This window comes from Saccharopolyspora antiqui (assembly GCF_052246905.1).
GTDB lineage: Bacteria > Actinomycetota > Actinomycetes > Mycobacteriales > Pseudonocardiaceae > Saccharopolyspora.
Genome location: NZ_JBQQBO010000003.1, coordinates 297,730 through 319,519 on the forward strand (window position 1 = coordinate 297,730; position 21,790 = coordinate 319,519).

Consider the following 21,790-nt stretch of genomic DNA (forward strand, 5'->3'; position numbering starts at 1 on the left):
ACCGCTCCTCTCTACGGCCGCGGCTGGTCCGGGCGGTCGAGGCGAGCCTCCTGCGGAACGTCCCCGAGCACGACGATCGCCCCGACCAGGCCCCGGCCTTCGTCGTTGCCGATGGGGGAGCTGAACCAGTAGTAGCCCGGGCCGTCGAGGTTGAGGCTGGCCGTACCTCGGGAGTAGACCGGCAACCAGATCCATTGCCGGTCGCCGTTGCTCGGCAAGAGCGCGCAGTGCGTGTTCTGGTCGTCGTTGATGAGTTCGAGCTCAAGGTCGCCCCCGTGGGGCATGACGAGGATCGAAGGGTCCCAGACCAGCTCATCGGGCATGATCCGGATTTGGGCGTGCATCCGGCCGTCGGCCCGTTCCTCGGCGTACGCGAGGTTCCCGTGCGCGACCAGCCGACCCAACGTCGCCTTGTTCTGCCTGTCCAACCCGATCTCGCTCACCAGCGCCGACAGCTCCCGTGTGGTCGCCATCGGCCTCACCTCCTAATACCGATGCATCCACACCCGTCGGCGACCGCGCCGCAACGGCGTGGTCGCGCACCAGGACCAGCGTGTTAGCGCGCTGGCCGGGCAGTGCGTTCATCTCCCACATCGACCCCCGATGCCGAGAGTTGACGAAGAGGTTGCGCAGCTCGGCACGCGTGGTGTCTGGGTGGTTGTTCCGGTGCGAAACGGGATTTCCGCCCATGGGCACGGACTGCCGAATCTGCTTGCCTGCCAAGACGGTCAGGGCGGCTGGCGGAACCATCGGCGCCCAAGACTCGTCGACGGGCGATGAGAGTTGTCGCGCGGGTGCTTCGTGGATGCGGATGCGCAACGCGTAGTGAATGTCGATCAGCGGCGGATGAACGCGGCGGCTGGCCGTTGCCACAAGACCCATGCCAGTTGCGCTCGCCGCAACCGGTATGCCCGTCGGCCTCGCCTGGGCCACCCGACACCTCCTCGTCGCGTGTTCCCATCGCAGGCCGAGCGTAACTCGACTTTCGCGGTTCTGTAAGCCGGAACACACTGGCGGTTGGTCGGCTGAGCGAAACGATCAGAAGGGGGGCAAGGCGATGACGGACGTTGCGACGACGGTGGATGTGACGATGGAACAGGCGGAGGCGATCATGCAGGCGACCGTGCGCAAAGCACGTGAGTTGGATCTGCTGATGAACATCGCCGTGGTCGATGTGGGCGGGAACCTGAAATCTTTCGTGCGGATGGACGGGGCCTGGCTGGGCAGCATCGACATCGCGATCAAGAAGGCGCGCACCGCGCGGCTCTTCGACATGCCGAGCGGGGATCTCGGCCCGCTGGCCCAGCCCGGCCAGTCGCTGTACCACATCGAGTTCTCCAACGACGGTCTGATCACCTTCCCCGGCGGAATTCCGCTGAAGAGCGGCAATGGCCAGGTGGTGGGTGCGGTGGGCGCCAGCGGCAGCACCGTCGACAACGACCAGGCGGTGGCGAACGCCGGTGTGGCGGCGTTCGACTCGGCGGTCGCACGGTGACGGTGGGCATCGATCAATCCACCTGAGGACAGCAGGACTGTTCGGCGTCGCACGGCGAGTTTCGCGCGGGATCGCTAAACCGCGTTCGAGGCGACTTGGTGTCACCGGAATTGGCAACAACTCGGCTCTGCCGCCGCAATTTCCACGCGCGCTCCGGTAATTCACTTTTCTTCCGCCGCACCCCGAGTTCATCCCGCGACACCGCGTGGCGGGGTCGGCGGAGCGTCGTTCGCCGTTGGGTGGAAGAACGGGCGGTTTCGCGCGAAATCGCCACTTCCCGTGGGGAGCGGGCGCCGATTTCGCGCGAAATCGCCAGTGACACGCACCGAGCCGGACAATGGTCGCGCGGAATTTGCGGCTTTCGTCGCGTTGCCGATCGGACGGGTCCGCAACGCTCGCGGGCGCTCGCGTCGCGGGAGGCGTACCGCATGCCGGAACCACTTCTTGTGGCCGCCGGAACCTGCTGCGAACGTCCTGGCGCACCACAGATCTGCCTGCCTGCTCCCCGGACGGCGCGCTCGGCATCGGTGACGGCCAACCGGGGACTTCCTTGGAGACTCAATGACGAGTGAGCTGACACGTACCGGCGGGACCAGGCCGCGCTCGCGGTACGCCCACCGCGCGCGGATCGTCCTGGCGCTGGTACTGGGCGCCGTTCTGGCGGCTGGCGCGTGCGGTACCGGCGCGCAGTCCGGATCCGCGAACGGCCCGGTGCAGGAGATGACCTACCTGAACACCCTGCCGATCGAAAGCCTGACCTACGCGCCGGAACTGATCGCCGATACGAACGGGTACTTCGCGGCCCAGGGCCTGCGGGTCAACTTCCAGTACATCAACGGCACCCCCGCGGCCACCGCGGCGATCATGTCGGGTCAAGGCGTGCTCACCCGCGCCGGGGACACCGACATCATCAACAGCATCTCGTCCAAGGGCGCGCGGGTGGTCAACGTCGGCACCGGGCAGAAGGGTGGCACGACCATCCGCATCGTCTCCAGCAAGCGGAAACCGATTGCCACGCCTGCCGATCTGCGCGGCAAGGTGATCGGTGAAGCCGCGCTGGGCGGCACCACGGAGGGAATCCTGACCCTGGTGCTCAACTCGGCGGGCATGCGGATCAGCGATGTCCAGCAGCAGGTCGTCGGAATGAGTTCCGGCGTCTTCAACCTGGTGCAGGCCGGGCGCCTGGACGGCTACATGGTTTCGATGGACACCGCGCTGCAGTTGCAGGCGAGCCAACCCGATGCCGTCATCCTCGACCCGTCGCAGTACATCGCGGCCGGTTCGCAGGCCTACATCACCTCGACCGAGCAGAGCGCCGACCCGGCGAAGCGAGACCAGATCCAGCGGTACCTGCGGGCCATCAAGTCGGCGATCCAGTTCATCGCCGACGACCAGCGCAACGGCTACGCGAACACGATCCGGCTGATCAGCGACAAGTACCGGGTTCCGGTCTTCTCCGATCCGGCCGTCACCAGGGCGTCCCTGGACGCCTACCTCCAGACGTGGACCTTCGGGGGCATCGACAAGGCGGTCCAGGTCGACGACGCCAGGTGGACCCAGACCTACGACGAGATGGTCGCCGCAGGCATGGTCGCCGGAGGCGCGAACCCGCGCGAATGGATCGACGGTCGGCTGGCACCGACCTCCTGAGAACAAGGACAGGCGGGAGTTGGAGACGTGCGGATAACGGCTCTGGAGAGCCTGCACTGCGCTGCGGGAACACGTGTCTGGTCGTTCCTGAAGCTGTCCACCGACCGGGGTGTGACGGGATGGGCGGAGTACACCGACAACCAGTTGGGCAGCACCGCGCTCAGCGCGGTCATCGAAGGTCTCGGCAAGCGGGTCATCGGCGCCGACCCCCAGCAGATACGCAGGCTGGAGGCGGTCCTGCAGTCGAGGACGCGGGAAGCCGCCGGCGGGCTGACGCAGCGCGCGATCGCGGCGATCGTCAACGCCGCGCTGGACGTCAAGGCCCGTGCCCTCGACGTCCCGGTCCACGCGCTCTTCGGCGGCCCGGTGCGGGAGCGGATCCCGCTGTACTGGTCGCACTGCGGCCTCGGCCGCATCCGGATGACCGAGGCGCTGGGCACCCCACCGCTGCGCGACCTCGACGACATCAGGGCGCTGGGCGCGGAGGTCCGGGAACGCGGTTTCCGGGCGTTGAAGGCCAACCTGATGGTCTTCGACGGGCAGCGGATCGTGCTGCGGCTTCCGGCGTGGGGCGATGCGGGATTCCCGGCGCTGGAACCCACTCCCGAGTTGCTGTCGGGAGTTGCCGAGGTGGTCGCGGCGTTCCGGGACGGCGCGGGGCCCGGCGTGGAGGTGTTGCTCGACGTCAACTTCAACGTGAAGGGGGAGGGGATCGGCCGCATCGCGCGGGAACTCGGGCCGCTGGGCCTGTCCTGGCTGGAGGTCGACACCTTCGAGCCGCAGGCACTGCGGTCGGCGCGCGAGGCGGTTCGCATCGCGTCCTGCGAGGCGATGTACGGATTGCGGGGCTACCGGCCGTTCTTCGAGGCGCGGGCGGTGGACGTGCCGGTGATCGACGTGGCGTGGAACGGCCTTCCGGAGGCGGTTCGCATCGCCGACCTGGCCGATTCCCACGACCTGAACATCGCGCCGCACAACTACGCCGGTCACCTCCTGTCGTACATGAGCGCGCACTTGGCGGCGGTGGTCCCGAATCTCGCGATCATGGAGTACGACGTGGACGGGGTGCCGTGGCGGGACGACGTCTTCACCGCGACACCGACCATCGTGGACGGTGAGCTGGTCGTCCCGGACGGCCCCGGCTGGGGCTGCGAGCCCGACGAGAACGCCATCCGGGCGCATCCGGTGACCGGCTGAGGACCCACCGGTTTCCCCTTTCCAGAACGCAGGAGTAACGAATGCCCCGCATCGCCAGCCTCGACGCGCGCGTCGTGAGCTACCGCTTCGCCTCCCGGCCACAACCGCTCAGCCTCGGCAGCGCACTCCGGCGCGATGTCGTGCTCGTCCGCGTGACCTGCGAGGACGGCACCGTCGGCTACGGCGAATCGTTCCACGGGCACGCCGGCAGCGCGGTGGCCGAGATCGTCAACACCACGATGCAGGACGTGGTGGTCGGCCGGGAACCGCACGAGACCGTCGAGGTCAACGCGGAGACGTTCCGGCGGTTCGTGCTGGCCGCCGGGATGTCGGACGGCTTCCTGCTCGCCTTGAGCGGCATCGACATCGCGATGTGGGACGCCTGGGGCAAGGTCAAGGGCGAACCGGTGCACCGCCTGCTGGGCGGTTCGGCCACCGACTTCGAGGTGTACGGCGGCGGGTTCACCCTGGGCTTCCAGCCGCCCGACGAACTGGCTCAGGAAGTGCTGCGGATGGTCGACGTGCTGGGGTTCCGCGCGGTGAAGCTCCGCATCGGCGACTCGCCGGAACGCGATCTGGCCAGGGTGCGGCACATCCGCGAGACCTTCGGCGGTGAACTGGACATCATGGTCGACGCGAACCTGGGCCACCGCTACGACGTCGCGCGGCTGGCGCCCGAACTCGGTGAGCTCGGTGTCGGCTGGCTGGAGGAGCCGTACCCCAAGGGCGCTCCGGAGTCGTTCGTGGCGCTGCGCTCGCGCGGGCTGGTGCCGGTGGCGGCGGGGGAGAACCTCGGCGGCGCCCACGAATTCGCCGACTGGATCCGCCGAGGCGCGCTGGACGTCGTGCAGCCGGACGTGAGCCGGGTTGGCGGCATCACCGAGGCGCTGCGCATCGCGGCGCTGGCCCGGGCGGCTGGCCTGCGCTTCGCGCCGCACATCTCGCACAGCTGCCTCAACCACGCGGCGACCCTGCACGTGCTTTCGGCAGCGGGCGGGGGCGGCCTGTTCGAGGCGGACGGTTCGGTGGTGAACCCGTTCCGCGACGGCGTCTTCTCCAGCGGCACGGTGCTCGCCGACGGCCGCGCGCGCCTACCGCAGGAACCCGGCCTCGGCGTCGTCGTCGACGAACCAGCCCTGGCCGACTACCCCGGCGAACGCGGATCCCCGTTCCCACGAACCTGATCACCCGCGCCCCGAACCGCACTGCGGCGCCACGGGGTGATCGGGGACGAGGTGAGGGGCACCCGTGACCCAGTTACTTGGTCACGGGTGCCCCTCACTCCTCACCTGAACGGGTCGTGAGTGCGTAGCCGCCTCTGGACATGGGTGCGGAACCGGGCTCCAGCAGCGTGAGGTTCGGCGAGCCCAGTTGCCGGGAGAGCGCCAGCGAGGCGGTCAGGACCGCGGGCGCCAGGTGGCGGGCGGTCGAACGGCTCTGCAGTCCGGTGACCGATACGGCGGCGATCACGTCGCCGCGCCGGTCGAACAGGGGTGCCCCGACGCAGTGCAGCCCGACGAGGGATTCCTCCACGTCGTAGGCGACGCGGCGTTCGCGCACGGTGGCCATCTCGGCCCGCAGCGCGTTGGGGTCCATGGTCGTCTTGGGGGTCAGGCGGCGCAGGCCCGTCGCGACCACCTCGTCGAGCAGCGCGGCCGGTGAGAACGCCAGGATCGCCTTGCCCAGCGCGGTGCAGTGGATCGGCAGGCGCCCACCCGCGCGGGAATGCGGCACGGGCACGTTGGGCGCCACGAGCTTCTCCACGTAGACGATGTCCATGCCGTCCCGCACCGCGAGATTCACCGTCTTGCGAGTGGTGGTGTACAGATCCTCCAAGTACGGCAACGCGATGTCGCGCAACTGGCGCGGCGAGGGCACCAGGTGGCCGAGTTCGAAGAGCCGCATGCCGAGGCGCAGGCCGTTGGACGTTCGCTCCAGCGCGCGCCATTTGACCAGGTCAGAGACGAGGCGATGGGCCGTCGACTTCGGCATGCCCGCCTTGTCGGCGAGTTCGGTGAGCGTGAGTTCGCCATCACCTCTGTCGAAGGCGTCGAGGAGGGTGAGCGCTCTGCTGAGGGAAGAGACTTGGTTCCGCATGTCGGGACGAAGACTGGCATCGTGCGGGGCAGCTGACAAGGTCCCTGTAGCGAAAACAGCCGAGGACGCTGCCGTGGATGCCGGTTTCGAGCCCACTTCGACCGTCCTTGGCTTCCCGAAGGAGACAGTTCAATGACCGCGCTGAAGCAGCTCAACGGAAGCGCTGCTCGTCGCTGGGGCCGGGCACGTCGGCTCGGCACCGCACTCACAGGGGCGGCGATGCTGTTGCTGACGGCCTGTGGCGGGCCGTCCGGCGGCGGAGCTGCGGGCCTGCAGGACGTGACGTTCTTGACGAACGTGCCGACGGCCGACCTGACGTTCGCACCCGACCTCGTCGCGCAGACCTGCGGCGAGTTCGAGAAACAGGGGCTGAACGTCAAGTTCCAGTACATCAACGGCGCACCCGCGGGGATCCAGGCGATGCTCGCCGGTTCGGCCCTGCTGGTGCGGCCGGGCGACACCGACACCATGCAGTCCGTCGCCACCGGCGCGCCGATCGTCAACGTCGGCGCGGTGCAGAAGGGCGGTTCGACGCTGCGCATCGTGTCGCACCGCGACCGCCCGCTGACCTCGGCGGCCTCGCTGGCAGGCAAGACGATGGGCGTCGGCTCCACCGGCGGTTCGACCAAGGTGACCCTGGACCTGCTGCTGGCCAGCGCGGGTCTCAAGCCCGAGTCGCTCAACCGCCAGGTGGTGGGTCTGACCCCAGCGGTGTTCAACCTGGTCCAGAGCGGGAAGCTGGACGGGTACGTGGTGTCGCTGGCGACCGCGCTTACACTGCAAGCGCAGCAGCCGGACGCCGTCATCTTCAACCCGGCGACGGTCATCACGGCCGGATCGAACAACTACGTCAGTTCGGTCGAACAGACCCGCGACCCGGTCAAGGCCGACCAGATCCGCCGGTACGAGCGGGCGATCCAGGCGTCGATGCGGTTCATCATGGCCGACAAGGCGACCGGTTACGCCGAGACGAAGAAGTGCATCGCCAAGCAGTACGACGTTCCCGGTCTGGACGACGACAACGTGGTGCGGCAAGCCCTGGACACCTATGTGGCGGCCTGGACCGCAGGCGGTCCGGACGCGCTGTTGCAGACCGATCAGGTGGCCTGGCAGCGCACCTACGACGACATGGCCCGAGCCGGGCTCATCGCAGGTGGTCAGGACCCGAGTCGCTGGTACACCAACGAGTTCGCCACCTCGGGCTCATGACCGCTCGATCCGTCGGCGACGCCTCGCACCGCACGAGGCGTCGCCACCAAATCCGCGATGCCATCGGCAGCTGGCAAGGGAGCAACAAGCATGGTGAGCAATAGCGTGGTGGCCGGTGGCCGGTCCAGCAGCGAGCCGGACGCGCCGGGGCAGGACCCCGCTGGCGCTGGCCTCCGGTTGGTCGGTGTCAACAAGACCTACCAGGCCCGGCGCGGCGAGGTGCACGCGCTCAGCGACGTCAACCTGCACATCAAGCGCGGGGAGTTCATCTCGCTCGTCGGGCGGTCCGGGTGCGGGAAGACGACGCTGCTGCGGATCCTCGCCGGTCTGCAGTCGCCGAGTTCGGGCACCGTCGAGGCGGATGGCCGCAGCGTCTGGGCGGGTTCGCGCCGCAACGACGAAGCGCTGTCGAAGTTCGGCGTGGTGTTCCAGGACGCCAACCTGTTCCCCTGGTACACGGTCCGGGAGAACATCGGGCTGCCGCTGAAGCTGCGGGGCGAGACCAAGGCCGCCCGGCGGGCCCGCGCCGACGAGCTCTGCCAGCTCGTCGGTCTGGGCGGCTTCGAGGGCGCGTACCCGCAGGAGCTCTCCGGTGGCATGCGGCAGCGCGCGGCCATCGCCCGCGCGCTCAGCTACCAGCCGAGCGTGCTGCTGATGGACGAGCCCTTCGGCGCTCTCGACGCGCTGACCAGGGACAAGATGAACCTGGAGTTGCAGTCCATCCACGCGGCGACCGGGGCCACGGTCGTCTTCGTCACGCACTCGATCACGGAGGCCGTCTTCCTGGCCGACCGGGTGGTGCTGCTGACCCCGCGGCCGGGCCGGATCCGCTCGGTGACCTCGGTCGGCTTCGAGCGGCCCAGGTCCCTGGAGACCGAGAGCAGCACCGATTTTCAGAACATCGTGCGTCAACTCCGCTACGAACTGGACGAGGAATCAGAGCAATCATGAGCAAGCAGCGGGAGGGGCAGTCCAAGGCACTGCCCTGGGTGAGTTCCCTGATCATCCTGGTCGTCCTGCTCGCGGCCTGGCAGATGGCGGTGTCCGTCTTCCAGGTGTCGAGCTTCATCCTGCCGTCGCCGAGTGCCGTGCTGGACTCGCTGATCGGCATGCTCAGCACCGGCTCGGCGAGCTCGGCCTGGTTCCACGCGCAGGTGACCCTGATCGAGGTGGTGGCCGGGTTCCTGATCGCGCTGGTGACGGGCGTCGCGGTCGGTGCCGTGCTGGGGCGGCTGGTCTGGCTGGAACGCGCCCTGCAGCCGACGATGGTCGCCTTCCAGGTGGTGCCGAAGGTCGCCTTCGTGCCGCTGATGGTCATCTGGTTCGGCTTCGGCGTCAGCTCCAAGATCATCATCGCCGCGATCCTGGCGTTCTTCCCGATCATGCTGAACGTGCTGCTGGGGGTCCGCTCGGTCGATCCCGGCCACCGCGACGTGATGCGCAGCCTGGGCGCCAGCCGGTGGGCGACGTTCAAGAGCCTGGAACTGCCGAGCATGCTGCCCTACGTCTTCGCGGGCGCGGAAGTCGCGATCGTCTTCTCGGTCATCGGCGCGATCGTCGGCGAATACCTCGGCGGCAGCCAGGGGCTGGGCTACCTGGTCGTCTCCAGCCTGAACGCGCTCGACGCGCCGGGGCTGTTCGCGGTCATCGTGATCCTGGCGGTCATGGGCTCGCTGCTGTTCGCCGTGGTCACCTCGCTGAAGCGGTTCCTGATCCCGTGGCACGACTCCGTGACCAAGAGCTGAAGCCGGGTCACCAAGAGCTGAAGCCGGTCCCCGGACTCGTTTCCCGCGGCGAGACGAGGTCCGAGAACCCGCGGCGGTGCAAGCGGCTTCGCCGCTTCGAACAAGAACGAAGAACAAGCGCCGCACAGATACCGACTGTCGTGCGAGCCGAAGCGGGCTGGCGCCCGCGAACGCACCCACGATGAACAAGCGATTCGGAGCAAGGCCATGGTTCTCGTCGAGGTTGCCCGGCTGCGGGGCATCGTGCTCGACATCCTGCTCACGCACGACGTACCCGAGCAGGCCGCGAAGCTGCAGACCGATCTGCTGATCGCCGCCGAACTGCGCGGCCACCCGTCGCACGGCGTGCTGCGCCTGCGCCGGATCGTCGAGCGGATCCGCGCCGGGGTCTCCGATCCGCGCACCACCGGTCGGCACGAGTGGACCGGTACCGCGCTGCTGGACGTCGACGGCGAGCAGGGACTCGGGCCGGTGGTGGCCATGTCCGCGCTGGGCGCCATCCGGGAACGCGCCCGGACCACCGGGGTGGCCGCCGCGGTCATCCGGCACAACAACCACCTGGGCATGCTCAGCTGGTACGTGGAGCAGATCGCGCAGGACGGCCAGGTCGGGATCGCCACCTGCACCAGCGAGGCGCTGGTGCACCCGTGGGGTGGTCGGCGCCCGCTGATCGGCACCAATCCGATCGCGATCGGCGTACCGGCGGCACCGCAGCCGCTGGTCTTCGACATGGCGACCGGTCTGGTGTCGATGGGCAAGATCCACGATCACGCGCAGCGCGGCCTGGCGCTGCGGCCCGGCTGGGCGCTGGACGCCGACGGTGAGCCGACCACCGATGCGGCAGCGGCGATCAACGGCGCGATCGCGCCGTTCGGCGAGGCGAAGGGCTACGCCCTCGGGCTTTCCCTCGAAGTGCTGGTGGCGACGCTGACGGCGTCCGCGACCGGCACCGAGGTCCGGGGCACCCTCGACTCCGATCAGCCCAGTTCGAAGGGCGACGTCTTCATCGTCTTCGACCGGCCCGACCGGTCCGTCGTCGACGAGATAGGCGAGTACCTCCAGTCGATCCGCGGCACCGAGCCGACGTCTGGCACCGCTTCGGTGCTCGTGCCCGGGGACCGGGCACGACTGCGGCGCGAGGTGGCCCTCGACCACGGCGTCGAAGTCGCCGACGAGGTGTGGCGGGACTTGTCGACACTCGGGAAATCTCCGGGGAATTCTCCGGCCAAAGCGAAGAGCGAGCACTGATGACCTTGCGATCCACGACCCCGGCGGCGCCGCTGACGGCCTCCGACGCGTTCGGGTTGATCCGCGTACCACGACAGATCGTCTTCGGGCCCGGCCAGCGGCACGGCCTCGGCGACGTCGTCGCCGACCTCGGCACCAGCGCCCTGGTCTGCACCGATGCCCGGATGGCCGAACAGCCCGAATTCCGGGAAATGCTGGCGAACCTGCGTGCCTCGGGAGTGGCCGTGCGGGTGTTCGCGGGGGTGGCGGCGGAGCTGCCCGCCGACACCATCGTCGATTGCGTCGACGAGGTGTCCGGGGTGGACATCGACGTGGTGGTCGGCATCGGCGGCGGTAGCTGCATCGACCACGCCAAGGTCGTCTCCGCCCTGCTGGTCCACGGCGGCGCGCCCCGCGACTACTACGGCGAGTTCAAGGTCCCCGGACCATCCCTGCCGGTGGTCGCCGTCCCGACCACGGCGGGCACCGGCTCCGAGGTCACCCCGGTGGCCGTGATCGCCGACCCCGACCGGGAGATGAAGGTCGGCATCTCCAGCCCGCACCTCATCCCGCACACCGCGCTGGTGGACCCGGCGCTGACCTACACCTGCCCGCCGTCGCTGACCGCGCACGCCGCGGCGGACGCCCTGTCGCACTGCGTCGAGGCGTTCACCGCGATCCGCCGCGAACCCGATCCGGGGCTGCCCACCGAGCGGGTGTTCGTCGGCAAATCCGTGCTGACCGACAGCTACGCGCTGGCCGGGATCGAGCTGATCGGCCGCAGCATCGTCGCCGCCTGCCAAGACGGCGACGACCTGGCCGCGCGCCACGACCTGCAACTCGGCGCCATGTACGGCGGGTTCGCGCTCGGCACGGCGGGCACCGCCGCCGCGCACGCGTTGCAGTACCCCATCGGCGCGCTGACGCACACCCCGCACGGCGCGGGCGTGGGCGCGCTGCTGCCGTACGTGATGGCCTACAACATGCCCGCCCGGATCGCGGAGTTGGCGACCGTCGCGGCCGCACTGCACTGCCCGGTCGCCGACGGCGCGTCGGATCTGGACCGCGCGCACGCGGCAGTGCACCGGGTCGCGGAGCTGCTCGGCGCCGCGGGCGTTCCCCGCGACCTGGCGGAACTGGGCCTGCCCGAGGACCGCCTCGACTGGACCGCCAAGCAGGGCATGACCGCCGCCCGGCTGGTCGACAACAACCCGCGCCCGCTGAATCCCGCCGAGCTGGGCCGCATCGTCCGGGCGGCCTTCGACGGCGACCTCACCGGGCTGTTGGCCGCGACATCCCCCTCCGACACCGACACGAGGAACTGATGACCGATCTGAACCCGGCCGAGCTGCGGACCCAGCTGTTCATCGGCGGAGCGTGGCGCCCGGCCGCCAGCGGCCGCCGCCTCGACGTCGTGGACCCTGCGACCGCCGAGCCCATCACCGCCGTCGCGGACGCGGGCGTCGACGACGCCCTGCTGGCCGTAGACGCCGCCGCTGCTGCGATGCCAGATTGGGCCGCGCGTCCGCCGCGCGAGCGCGCCGAGATCCTGCGCCGGTGCTACGAGGTCATGGTGGAGCGCGCCGAGCACCTGGCCACGTTGATCTCGCTGGAGAACGGCAAAGCACTGCCGGACGCGCGCGCCGAGGTGTCCTACGCGGCGGAGTTCTTCCGCTGGTACGCCGAGGAAGCGGTGCGCGTGATCGGCGACATCAGCATCGCACCCAGCGGCGCCAACCGGATCCTGGTGCAGCACCAGCCGATCGGGGTCGCGGTCCTGGTGACGCCGTGGAACTTCCCGGCGGCGATGGCCACCCGCAAGATCGCCCCGGCGCTGGCGGCGGGCTGCTCCGTCGTCCTCAAGCCCGCGGCGGAGACGCCGCTGACGGCGTACGCGATCGCCGAGATCCTCGACGAGGTCGGCGTGCCCGCCGGGATCGTCAACGTCATCACCACCGACGACCCCGCTCCGGTGGTGTCGGCGATGCTGCACGAACCCCGGGTGCGCGCGCTGTCGTTCACCGGCTCCACCGAGGTGGGTCGATTGCTGCTGCGGGAAGCCGCGGACCAGGTGCTGAAGTGCTCGATGGAGCTCGGCGGGAACGCCCCCTTCATCGTCTTCGACGACGCCGATCTCGACGATGCGCTGGACGGCGTGCTGATCGCGAAGATGCGCAACGGTGGGCAGGCGTGCACCGCGGCCAACCGGATCTACGTCCAGGAAGGACTGCGCGAGGCGTTCGTGCGCGGACTCGCCGAGCGGATGGGCGCGCTCACCGTCGGTCCGGGGACCGCCCCCGACACGCAGTGCGGCCCGCTGGTCGACCAGCCGAGCGTGCAGAAGATCGAGCGGCTGGTGGCCGAAGCCGTCGACGGCGGCGCCCGGGTGGTGCTCGGCGGCAAGCGCCTGGAGCGGCCGGGGTACTTCTATCCGCCGACCGTCCTCGACGACGTTCCCGGCGGCGCCCGGATGGCCCGCGAGGAGGTGTTCGGCCCGGTCGCGGGAATCATCCCGTTCACCACCGAGGACGAGCTGATCGCCGCCGCCAACGACACCGAACACGGCCTGTCCGCCTACGTCTACACCCGCGACCTCCAGCGCGGGCTGGCCGTCGCGGACCGGCTGGAGAGCGGCATGGTGGCGATCAACCGCGGGCTCGTCTCCGATCCCGCCGCGCCGTTCGGCGGCGTGAAGCAGAGCGGGCTGGGCCGCGAAGGCGCCCACCACGGCCTCCTGGAGTACACCGAGACCAAGTACGTAGCGCTGAGCTGGTGATGAGGAGGAAGGTGCGGGTTGGTTTGAGTGGCGGTGCGGGTGCGGAACCTCAGAGGCCTTCTCGTCTCCGGGATCCCCGACTCATGTATGTCCGATACACCACGTCGGGGCTGTCCTCGCGAGAAGACCTCTGAGAACCCGCGGCGGTGCGAGTTGCGAGGGCGGCGGGAAGCGGCTCACGCCGCTTGCCTGACGCCTACCTGCGGTCACATCCAATCCGCGCGAATTCCAAGGCACGAGAGAGAAGGGCTGTCATGAGCGACGACCTGCGCATCCGCCGCGTGGTGGTGCGCGAGCTGAAGTGGACGATGCCCGATCTGGGCAAGGACCGGACGGGCCTCAACCCGGTGTACGAGAAGGGCGCCGAGTCCCGCAACACCGGCTACGTGGTGACGATCGAGACCGAGGGCGGCGCCACCGGTGATTACTCCTGGTCGCAGGGTGGAACGGGCGTTTCCGCCACTCAGATCGCGATGGTGGCGCGATATCTGATCGGCAAGAACGCCTTCGACCGCGAGCGGATCTGGAACGACCTCAAACGGGCGCTGCGCAAGCAGGACCGGTTCGGCATCGGGCCCATCGACATCGCGCTGTGGGACCTGGCGGGCAAGAGTCTCGGGGCGCCCGTCCACGCACTGCTGGGCAGCTACCGGAAGCGGCTGCCCGCCTACGCCTCCACCTATTTCGGCGACGAGAACGGCGGACTGGACAGCCCGCAGGCGTTCGCGGACTTCGCCGTGCAGTGCCAGGAGTTGGGGTACCCCGGCTTCAAGATCCACGGCTGGGGCGGTGGGCCGATCAAGCGCGAGGTGGACACCGTTCTCGCGACCCGCGCGGCGGTGGGCGACGAGATGGATCTGATGATCGATCCGGCGTGCGAGTACGAGACCTTCGCCGACGCGCTGCGCGTCGGCAAGGCCTGCGACCAGGCGAACTACTTCTGGTACGAGGATCCCTACCGCGACGGCGGCATCTCGTCGTTCGCGCACCGCAAGCTCCGGCAGCTGATCTCCACGCCGCTGCTGCTGGGCGAGCACGTGCGCGGGCTCGAAGCGCACGTCGACCAGATCATGGCCGAGGGCACGGACTTCGTTCGCGCGGACCCGGACTACGACGGCGGCATCACCGGCGTCATGAAGATCGCCCACGCCGCCGAGGGCTTCGGCTTGGACTGCGAGATCCACGCGGCCGGGCCCGCCCACCGGCAGTGCATGGCCGCCATCCGGAACACGAACTACTACGAACTGGCGCTGGTCGGGCCGAAACTCGACCCGAAGAGTCGGCACTACCACGCCTACGCCGACGGTTACGCCGACGATCTGGTCTCGGTCGAGGCCGACGGATGCGTTCCGGTGCCCGACGGTCCCGGCCTCGGCGTGACGCTGAACTGGGACTGGATCCGCAGCAGCGAAACGAGCAGCGCCGTCTACGAGTAGGTCTGCTGCTTCGACCCGCCGGTCGACCGGCCTGGCGCAGTCGGTTGGCGATTTCGCGCGAAATCAACGGCCCACGTGCGGGGCTGGCGGCGATTTCGCGCGAAATCGCCGCCCGCACCGCTGCGGGCGACCGCGTCGAAAACAGGCGTTCAGGGTTTGCGGGCGATGCCGCCCAGCTCCCAGAGCGTCTTGGGGCCTACCGGATCTGGTGGGAATTCGCCGAACGGCGAATCGGTCACCGACCACACGGGCTCCGCCGCGTCGGGACGCCAGTCCACGACATCGACGAGCCCCGGCTCCAGCAGCTCCAGACCGTCGAAGAGCTCGGCGACCTCCTGGGGACTGCGCACCCGGCCCCAGGTCGTGGTGCTGGTCATGAACTCGGTGAAGCGCGCCGCGGCTGCCGCGTCGTCGCTGACGATGTGCGACAACACCAGGTAGCTGCCGGAGGGAACGGCATCGAGCATCCGAGCCACCACCTCGGCGGGCGCGGCGTCGTCGGGAATGCAGTGCAGCACCGACACGTACAGCACCGCGGTGCGTTCGGTGAAGTCGATGAGCTGCTGGGTCCGATCGTCGGCGACGATCTCCACCGGTGCGGTCATGTCCGCGTGCAGCACCGCGGTGTTGCCGTCTTCGGCGAGCAGGGCCCGCCCGTAGGCGAGCACGACCGGGTCGTTGTCGACGTAGACCACCCGCGCGTCTGGTTCGGAGCGCTGGGCGATCTGGTGCACGTTGTCGGCGGTCGGCAGACCGCTGCCGTTGTCGATGAACTGGCGGATTCCGCACTCGGCGGCCAGGAATCGCACCGCCCGGCGCAGGAACGAGCGGTTCTCCCTCGCGAACAGCAGCGCTTCCGGGACCTGGGCGACGAGGGCTTGGGCGACGTCCCGGTCCACCTTGAAGTTGTCCTTGCCCCCGATGGCGTAGTCGTAGATGCGGGCGACGCTGGGCACCGTGGGGTCCACTGCGGCGCTCCACATGTCGAAGCGGCCTGAGCTCGGCGATTCAGGCGTGTGCATGCGCGGCCCTCGCAAGTTCATGATCAAGATGCTGCCGCAAGGTTAGCTCAAATTTCCCGCGAACAACCCCTCAGTTGCCGGATTGGCGCAAATCGACAGGAACGATCGTCAACTATGGGTTGACGATATGGCATCGTCAACTTATGGTTGACGTATGACTGATCCGACTCAAATGACCAACCCGGTCCGGCTCGACGACCTGATCGAGTCCATCAAGAAGGTGCACAGCGATGTGCTGGACCAGCTGTCCGACGCGGTCATCGCGGCGGATCACCTCGGCGACGTCGCCGATCATCTGATAGGCCACTTCGTCGACCAGGCCCGGCGTTCGGGTGCGTCCTGGACGGAGATCGGCAAGAGCATGGGGGTCTCCAAACAGGCCGCCCAGAAGCGCTTCGTCACGAAGGGCTCCGGTGAGACGGGCATGGATCCCAGCCAGGGATTCGGCCGGTTCACCGACCGGGCCCGCAACGTCGTGGTGTCGTCGCAGAACGCGGCCCGCGAGGCGGGCAACACCGAGATCCGCCCCGAGCACCTGGTGCTGGGCCTGCTGGGCGAGCCGCAAGGACTCGCCGCGAAGGCGATCGTCTCGCTGGGCGTCTCGCTGGACGACGTCCGCCAGGCCGCGGCCGGGGCGCTGCCGTCGGCCGTCGAGGAGGTGCCCCCGCTCATCCCGTTCGACGCCCAGGCTCGCAAGGTCCTGGAGCTGACCTTCCGGGAAGCCCTGCGACTGGGCCACAACTACGTCGGGACCGAGCACATCCTGCTCGCATTGCTGGAGAACGAAGACGGCTCCGGCCTGCTCTCCGACCTCGGCATCGACAAGGCGGCCGCCGAAACCAACATCACCGCCGCGCTGGCAGCCATCGTCGCCAAGCTGCAGGAGTGACCTGGCGGGATCGCCAGGTGGACGCGGGGGCCTGGCGATCCCGCCTGCCGCAGCGGATCGACCTCCGGTCGGCAGTGGCGCCGGAACAACCATTCACGCACGTCAATCCGCTAAGCCAGATCGCTGGATACCGGGTTCCGCGTTTCCAGGGTCTCGCGCAGTTCGGCCAGCTTTTGCCGGTACGCCGCCACGTTCGCGAGTTTGACCTCCTCGTAACCCCGGATGAGATCCGGTAGTTCGGCCAGTTCCAGCACCACCGGATGGTGCGGCGTGGCCAGGGCCTGGCTGACGGTGCTCCGGTACTCCTCGATCAGGGCCCGCTCGATCCGGCGGACCTTGGCGTAGCCGAACGGATCCAGCCGGGTCCCGCGCACCCGGCGCATCGCCCGCAGCAGGCGCAGCACTGGGCGGAACCACGGCCCGAGGCTGATCTTGCGGTTCAGCCCGAGCGCGCGCAGCACCGGCGGGTGCAGTCGGAAGGCGTACCGGGAGCCCGCGCCGAACTGGGCCTCGATGTCGGCCAACAACCGCTCATCGAGCGACAGCCGGGCGACCTCGTACTCGTCCTTGTACGCCATCAGCTTGTGCAGGTTGCGGGCCACCGCCTCGGTGACGGCGTCCGAGCCGTGGCGGCGCACCTGCTCGACGAACTCCGCATAGCCGCGCGCGTAGCTCTCGCTCTGGTACTCGACGAGGTCGGGAATCCGGATGTCCAGCAACCGCGCGAGTTCGCCATCCTCCTCGGCATCGACCAGGGCCCGCACCCGCCGCGCGGCGGCGCTGGGCGCCGGGGCCGCCGGTGGCGCCGGGGTGATCTCGGCCCGCAGGGCGTCCGGGTCCGCGACGGCCTGGCGGCCACGGCGGAAGGCCTGGATGTTGGCCGCCACCGCGGTGCCGTTGAGCTCGATCGCCCGCTCGATGCTCGCGGCGGACAGCCGCAGCGAACCGCACTGGTATGCCGCACCGAGCTGCAGGATGTTGGCGAACTGGTCGTCGTCGAACAGCGCCTCGGCGAGCCCGCGCGCGTCCAGGTAGAAAGCCCGCGCGCTGGCGTCGTCGAGCGCGGCGCGAATACCGGACTGGGTCGGGAACGACACGCCGGTGTCCACGATCATCCGGCCGGTCGGGACCTCGGTGCTGGACACCACCGCCGTGGTCCGGCCCGGATCGGCCGCCGCCAGGTGCACCGGATCGGCCCCGACCAGCAGGTCGCAGGCCAGGTAGAGATCGCACTCACCGGCGACCAGCTTCGGCGCCTGCACAACGGGTTCCGCGGTGATCTTCAGGTCGGAGACCACCGCGCCGCCCTTCTGCGCGAGGCCGATCTGGTCCAGCGTGCGGACCTGGCGGCCGTCGATCACTGCCGCGGTGGCGAGGATCTGCGTCACGGTGACCACCCCGGTGCCGCCGATGCCGGTGATGCGGACGGTGAAATCGTCGGCCCCGCCTGCCGGTTCGGGCAGCGCGTCGGCGCTGAGCGCGGCGCGTTCGCGGTGCGCTTTGCGACCGCTGGGCAGCACGGTCAGAAACGACGGGCAGTCGCCGGCGAGGCAGGAGTAGTCGACGTTGCACGAAGACTGGTGGATCCGGGTCTTGCGGCCGAACTCGGTGGCCACCGGCTGCACCGAGAGGCAGTTGGACTTGGTGCCGCAGTCCCCGCAGCCCTCGCAGACCCGCTCGTTGATCAGCACCTTCTCCGGCGGGGTGGACAGCTTGCCCCGGCGGCGCTTGCGGCGCTTCTCCGCGGCGCATTCCTGGTCGTGGATGAGCACCGTCACCCCGGGCACCGCAGCCAGCTCTTCCTGGGCGCGCAGCATCTCGTCGCGGTGCCGGACCTGGACGCCACTGGGCAGCTTCCCGGTCAGCCGCTTGGGTTCGTCGCTGGTGATGATGACCTTGGCGACGCCTTCCAGGAGCAGCAGTTCGGCCAGCTTCACCACCGGCAGAGCGCCGACCGCCTGCTGGCCGCCGGTCATCGCGACGGCCGAGTTGTGCAGCAGCTTGTAGGTGATGTTCACCCCGGCGGCGACCGCGGCGCGCACCGCGAGGCTGCCGGAGTGGGTGAAGGTGCCGTCGCCGATGTTCTGCACGAAGTGCTCGGTGTCGACGAACGGCGCCATGCCGATCCACTGGGCCCCTTCGCCGCCCATCTGCGTGATGCCGACGACGTCGCCGACCTGGTCCGGATCCATGAACAGGGCCATCGTGTGGCAGCCGATCCCAGCACCGACCAGCGTGCCGTCCGGCACCTTGGTGGCGGAGTTGTGCGGGCATCCGGAGCAGAAGTACGGCGTGCGCGCCAGCAGTGCTACGGCGATGCGCTCCGGGCGGCGGCGCTGCTGCCAAGCGCTGATCGCCGCCACCTCGCCGTGCGCGGTCAGTCGGCCCGCGAGCCCCCGGGCGATCCGGTCCGGGTCGAGTTCGCCGAGCTCGCTGAACAGGGTCTTGCCGTCCGGACCGGTCTTGCCGTGCACGGCAGGCGCGTCGGGGCGGCCGTAGAGGATCTCCTTGATCGCCGGTTCGAGGAACGAGCGCTTCTCCTCGACCACCACGATCTCGGCCAGTCCGGTCGCGAAGTCCTGGACGATGGTCGGCTCGACGGGGTGGATCGCGCCGAGCTTGAGCAGCCGGATCCCGTACCGGGCGAGATCCCGTTCTTCCAGGCCCAGCAAGCGCAACGCCTGCCGAAGGTCCAAATAGGACTTTCCGGCGGCCACGATGCCGACCCGGTCGGCGGGTCCGGACCGCACGATCTGGTTGACGCCGCTGGCCCGGATGTACTCCAACGCCAGCGGCAGGCGCACGTTGTAGAGGCTGCGCTCCAGCCCCGCGAGCTCGGCGCCCAACATGCGCGCGCTCGGACGGTGCGAATACGCCCGCGGTGACATCGCGGGTGCGGCCCAGTTCGGGTCCACGACAGCCGTTGCCGCCGCATCCGCCACGTTGGCGACCACCTTCATCGCCGACCACAGCCCACTGGCCCGCGACAACTCCACCGCGTGCGGGCCGAAGTCCAACAGGTCCTGCGAATCCGCCGGGAAGAACACCGGGATGTGCAGGTCGGCGAGCGAGGCTTCGGAAGCGGCGGGCACCGTCGAGGACTTTGCGTTCGGGTCGTCGCCGACCAGTGCGACCGCCCCGCCGCGGGGATCGGTACCGGCGAGATTGGCGTGCCGCAGCGCGTCAGCGGCCCGGTCCAGCCCCGGCGCCTTGCCGTACCAGACCCCCACCACACCGTCCGGCCGCTGCGCGCCCAGACCGGCGGCCAGTTGGCTGCCCAGCACCGAGGTCGCGGCCAGTTCCTCGTTCAGCCCGGGCCGGTGCACCACGTCGTGCTCGGCCAGCAGCTTCGCGCGGCGGGCCAGCTCCAGGTCGAACCCGGCCAGCGGCGATCCCTCGTAGCCGGAGACGAACGCCGCCGTGCGCTGCCCGGCACGCCGATCGTGCCGGATCCGGTCGAACAGCAGCCGCACCAAGGCCTGCACACCGGTCAGGTAGACGGTGCCCGATTCCTGGCGGTAGCGGTCGTCCAGGGTGAAGGCCGCCATGTCGAACTCCTTCTTCGCGGACCCGCAGAACGTGATCGTCGCCACTTCAACCGACGGTCAGTGTCGCGCACAACAGCGCGCCCGGAAATGGTGGCCAGCACGCAAACATCGGTGGTGCGTGCCCTACGATGCGCCCGAATTTTGCGTATCATCGCTGCTCATGGCCGATGTGACGCTCGACCCGACAGATCACGAGATCCTGGCGCTGCTGCGCGAGGACGCCCGGCGAACGCTGTCGGACATCGCCACCAGGGTGACCCTGTCGACGGCCGCTGTGAAGCGCCGGATCGACCGGTTGCAGGAGCTCGGCGTGATCCTCGGCTACACCGTGCAGGTGGATCACGCGAAGCTCGGTTGGGGCGTGGAGGCCTTCATCGAGCTGCGGTTCCTGGGTACCAGCGGGGTCGACGAGATCATCCAGACGACGACACGGATGCCCGAAGCGCAAGCGGTGTTCACCATCGCCGGTGACCCCGACGCACTGGTCTGGCTGCGGGTGCGCGACATGGCGCACCTGCAGAGCACCATCGACGAGATCCGCCGGAGCCGCCGGGTCACCAGCACCAAGACCCTGATCGCGCTCAACTCCTGGCAACGCGGCCGCCCGTGAACCTCGGCGTTTCCGCTGGTCATATGCCGTGAGCGCGGTGCGTTGTCGGAGTCCTCGAAGAAATCGCCACAAGCTCGGCACGGAGTTCGGCATCAGTTCGCGATCGCGCGTGGTTGGGTCAGGTCGTGGTGGGTGGCTCCGTAGGTGTCCTCGCCCAGGGTTCGTTCGGCGAGGCTCCAACGGAGTTCGTCGCGGTTGCGGCGACCGGCCTGCCGCAGCAGCTGGTCCAGGCGCTGCTGCGCGTCGTCGAAGCTGGCGTGCAGCGAGATGTGCCTGCGCCGCCCCTCGAAGAGCGGCACACGAGTGCCTTCGCCGTCCACGACGAGCACCCAAACCGCGGCGGCGGCGCGATCGGCGCTCATCCGGGCGCGGATCGCGGTGGTGCTGCCCGGCGCCGCACCGAGGTGTTCGACGACCTCGCTCACCGAGCCCGCCAGGCCGAGTCGGCAAAGTTGCCGCGCCACCTGGAAATCCGAGGCGCGCAGGTGCTCCGCCAATGCGGGCAGGAAGGTCCGCCGCCGCCAGCCGTCGATGAGTTCGCGTTCATCGGTCGCGGTCCAGTAGCGCCGTTCCGCCGCGGCGTAGTTCCGCAGGATCACCGCGCGCCAGTCGTAGTCGGGGTCTTCGGCGAGCTTGGTGCGCAACCAGTTCTCCCGCGCCTGCGCGCCCCGCTCCGGGACCGCTCGGCCCGGAATCAGGTATTTGACCCGGTCTTCGACCGCGCGGACGCTGCGCTGCAACTCCGCGGCGATGTCCGCCAGGCTGTCGCCCTGCCGCAACGCGTCGATGAGCTGGGCGTAGTCGCTGTCGAACCAGTACTCGTGCTCCCGACCGCCGGTCTGCGGTTGTTCGCTCATGCATTCGAAGCTAGCTACCGAACGTCGCCACG

The 21,790-nt window shown here is 69.3% G+C and carries 18 protein-coding genes; 13 read left to right on the forward strand and 5 right to left on the reverse strand.

Annotated elements, in window-relative coordinates; all coding sequences use genetic code 11:
* Window positions 1-11 precede the first annotated feature (11 nt).
* Window positions 12-473, reverse strand: a complete 462-nt coding sequence (locus tag ACTWQN_RS08365) for an MSMEG_3727 family PQQ-associated protein (RefSeq protein ID WP_443202763.1) — start codon at window positions 471-473, stop codon at window positions 12-14.
* Between the two features lie 584 nt (window positions 474-1,057).
* On the opposite strand from ACTWQN_RS08365, the gene ACTWQN_RS08370 reads away from it, so the two are divergent.
* The 4 genes from ACTWQN_RS08370 to ACTWQN_RS08385 all read left to right on the forward strand — a co-directional run bounded on the left by ACTWQN_RS08370 (window position 1,058) and on the right by ACTWQN_RS08385 (window position 5,526).
* Window positions 1,058-1,495, forward strand: a complete 438-nt coding sequence (locus ACTWQN_RS08370) for a GlcG/HbpS family heme-binding protein (RefSeq protein WP_443202764.1) — start codon at window positions 1,058-1,060, stop codon at window positions 1,493-1,495.
* A 561-nt stretch (window positions 1,496-2,056) separates the two neighbouring features.
* Window positions 2,057-3,145 (forward strand): ABC transporter substrate-binding protein, encoded by a 1,089-nt coding sequence (locus ACTWQN_RS08375; protein ID WP_443202765.1) that lies wholly within the window; start codon window positions 2,057-2,059, stop codon window positions 3,143-3,145.
* Between the two features lie 27 nt (window positions 3,146-3,172).
* Window positions 3,173-4,342, forward strand: coding sequence for a mandelate racemase/muconate lactonizing enzyme family protein (locus ACTWQN_RS08380; protein WP_443202766.1), 1,170 nt, complete (start codon window positions 3,173-3,175; stop codon window positions 4,340-4,342).
* Between the two features lie 41 nt (window positions 4,343-4,383).
* Complete coding sequence (locus ACTWQN_RS08385; protein ID WP_443202767.1) at window positions 4,384-5,526, forward strand: mandelate racemase/muconate lactonizing enzyme family protein; 1,143 nt, start codon at window positions 4,384-4,386, stop codon at window positions 5,524-5,526.
* 94 nt (window positions 5,527-5,620) lie between these two features.
* Here the strand turns inward: ACTWQN_RS08385 and ACTWQN_RS08390 are convergent, their stop codons facing one another.
* Entirely contained in the window at window positions 5,621-6,439 is an 819-nt protein-coding gene (locus tag ACTWQN_RS08390; protein WP_443202768.1) for an IclR family transcriptional regulator, read from the reverse strand.
* A gap of 132 nt (window positions 6,440-6,571) precedes the next feature.
* Between ACTWQN_RS08390 and ACTWQN_RS08395 the strand changes: the two genes are divergently transcribed.
* The 7 genes from ACTWQN_RS08395 to ACTWQN_RS08425 all read left to right on the forward strand — a co-directional run bounded on the left by ACTWQN_RS08395 (window position 6,572) and on the right by ACTWQN_RS08425 (window position 14,832).
* Entirely contained in the window at window positions 6,572-7,648 is a 1,077-nt protein-coding gene (locus ACTWQN_RS08395) for an ABC transporter substrate-binding protein (protein WP_443202769.1), read from the forward strand.
* 90 nt (window positions 7,649-7,738) lie between these two features.
* Window positions 7,739-8,599: an ABC transporter ATP-binding protein gene (locus ACTWQN_RS08400; protein WP_443202770.1), complete on the forward strand. Its 861-nt coding sequence runs from the start codon at window positions 7,739-7,741 to the stop codon at window positions 8,597-8,599.
* Window positions 8,596-9,393, forward strand: coding sequence for an ABC transporter permease (locus tag ACTWQN_RS08405; RefSeq protein WP_443202771.1), 798 nt, complete (start codon window positions 8,596-8,598; stop codon window positions 9,391-9,393). Before ACTWQN_RS08400 ends, ACTWQN_RS08405 begins: the two co-directional genes overlap by 4 nt.
* A gap of 207 nt (window positions 9,394-9,600) precedes the next feature.
* Window positions 9,601-10,641 (forward strand): Ldh family oxidoreductase, encoded by a 1,041-nt coding sequence (locus ACTWQN_RS08410; protein ID WP_443202772.1) that lies wholly within the window; start codon window positions 9,601-9,603, stop codon window positions 10,639-10,641.
* Window positions 10,641-11,945, forward strand: coding sequence for an iron-containing alcohol dehydrogenase (locus tag ACTWQN_RS08415; protein WP_443202773.1), 1,305 nt, complete (start codon window positions 10,641-10,643; stop codon window positions 11,943-11,945). Before ACTWQN_RS08410 ends, ACTWQN_RS08415 begins: the two co-directional genes overlap by 1 nt.
* Window positions 11,945-13,396, forward strand: coding sequence for an NAD-dependent succinate-semialdehyde dehydrogenase (locus ACTWQN_RS08420; RefSeq protein WP_443202774.1), 1,452 nt, complete (start codon window positions 11,945-11,947; stop codon window positions 13,394-13,396). The genes ACTWQN_RS08415 and ACTWQN_RS08420 overlap by 1 nt, the downstream gene beginning before the upstream one ends.
* Before the next feature lie 254 nt (window positions 13,397-13,650).
* The gene (locus ACTWQN_RS08425; RefSeq protein WP_443202775.1) at window positions 13,651-14,832 is read left to right on the forward strand and encodes an enolase C-terminal domain-like protein; all 1,182 of its coding nucleotides are present in this window, start codon (window positions 13,651-13,653) and stop codon (window positions 14,830-14,832) included.
* A gap of 149 nt (window positions 14,833-14,981) precedes the next feature.
* Here ACTWQN_RS08425 and ACTWQN_RS08430 read toward each other — a convergent pair whose 3' ends face one another.
* Window positions 14,982-15,875 carry an SAM-dependent methyltransferase gene (locus ACTWQN_RS08430; RefSeq protein ID WP_443202776.1) on the reverse strand — a complete coding sequence of 298 codons (894 nt, stop codon included), beginning with the start codon at window positions 15,873-15,875 and terminating at the stop codon, window positions 14,982-14,984.
* A gap of 133 nt (window positions 15,876-16,008) precedes the next feature.
* On the opposite strand from ACTWQN_RS08430, the gene ACTWQN_RS08435 reads away from it, so the two are divergent.
* Window positions 16,009-16,743, forward strand: coding sequence for a Clp protease N-terminal domain-containing protein (locus tag ACTWQN_RS08435; RefSeq protein ID WP_443202777.1), 735 nt, complete (start codon window positions 16,009-16,011; stop codon window positions 16,741-16,743).
* Between the two features lie 110 nt (window positions 16,744-16,853).
* Here the strand turns inward: ACTWQN_RS08435 and ACTWQN_RS08440 are convergent, their stop codons facing one another.
* Window positions 16,854-20,291 (reverse strand): indolepyruvate ferredoxin oxidoreductase family protein, encoded by a 3,438-nt coding sequence (locus ACTWQN_RS08440; RefSeq protein ID WP_443202864.1) that lies wholly within the window; start codon window positions 20,289-20,291, stop codon window positions 16,854-16,856.
* A 160-nt stretch (window positions 20,292-20,451) separates the two neighbouring features.
* Between ACTWQN_RS08440 and ACTWQN_RS08445 the strand changes: the two genes are divergently transcribed.
* Window positions 20,452-20,901 carry an Lrp/AsnC family transcriptional regulator gene (locus ACTWQN_RS08445; RefSeq protein WP_443202778.1) on the forward strand — a complete coding sequence of 150 codons (450 nt, stop codon included), beginning with the start codon at window positions 20,452-20,454 and terminating at the stop codon, window positions 20,899-20,901.
* Window positions 20,902-20,993: 92 nt separating this feature from the next.
* Here the strand turns inward: ACTWQN_RS08445 and ACTWQN_RS08450 are convergent, their stop codons facing one another.
* Window positions 20,994-21,758 carry a hypothetical protein gene (locus tag ACTWQN_RS08450; protein ID WP_443202779.1) on the reverse strand — a complete coding sequence of 255 codons (765 nt, stop codon included), beginning with the start codon at window positions 21,756-21,758 and terminating at the stop codon, window positions 20,994-20,996.
* Between the last annotated feature and the right edge of the window lie 32 nt (window positions 21,759-21,790).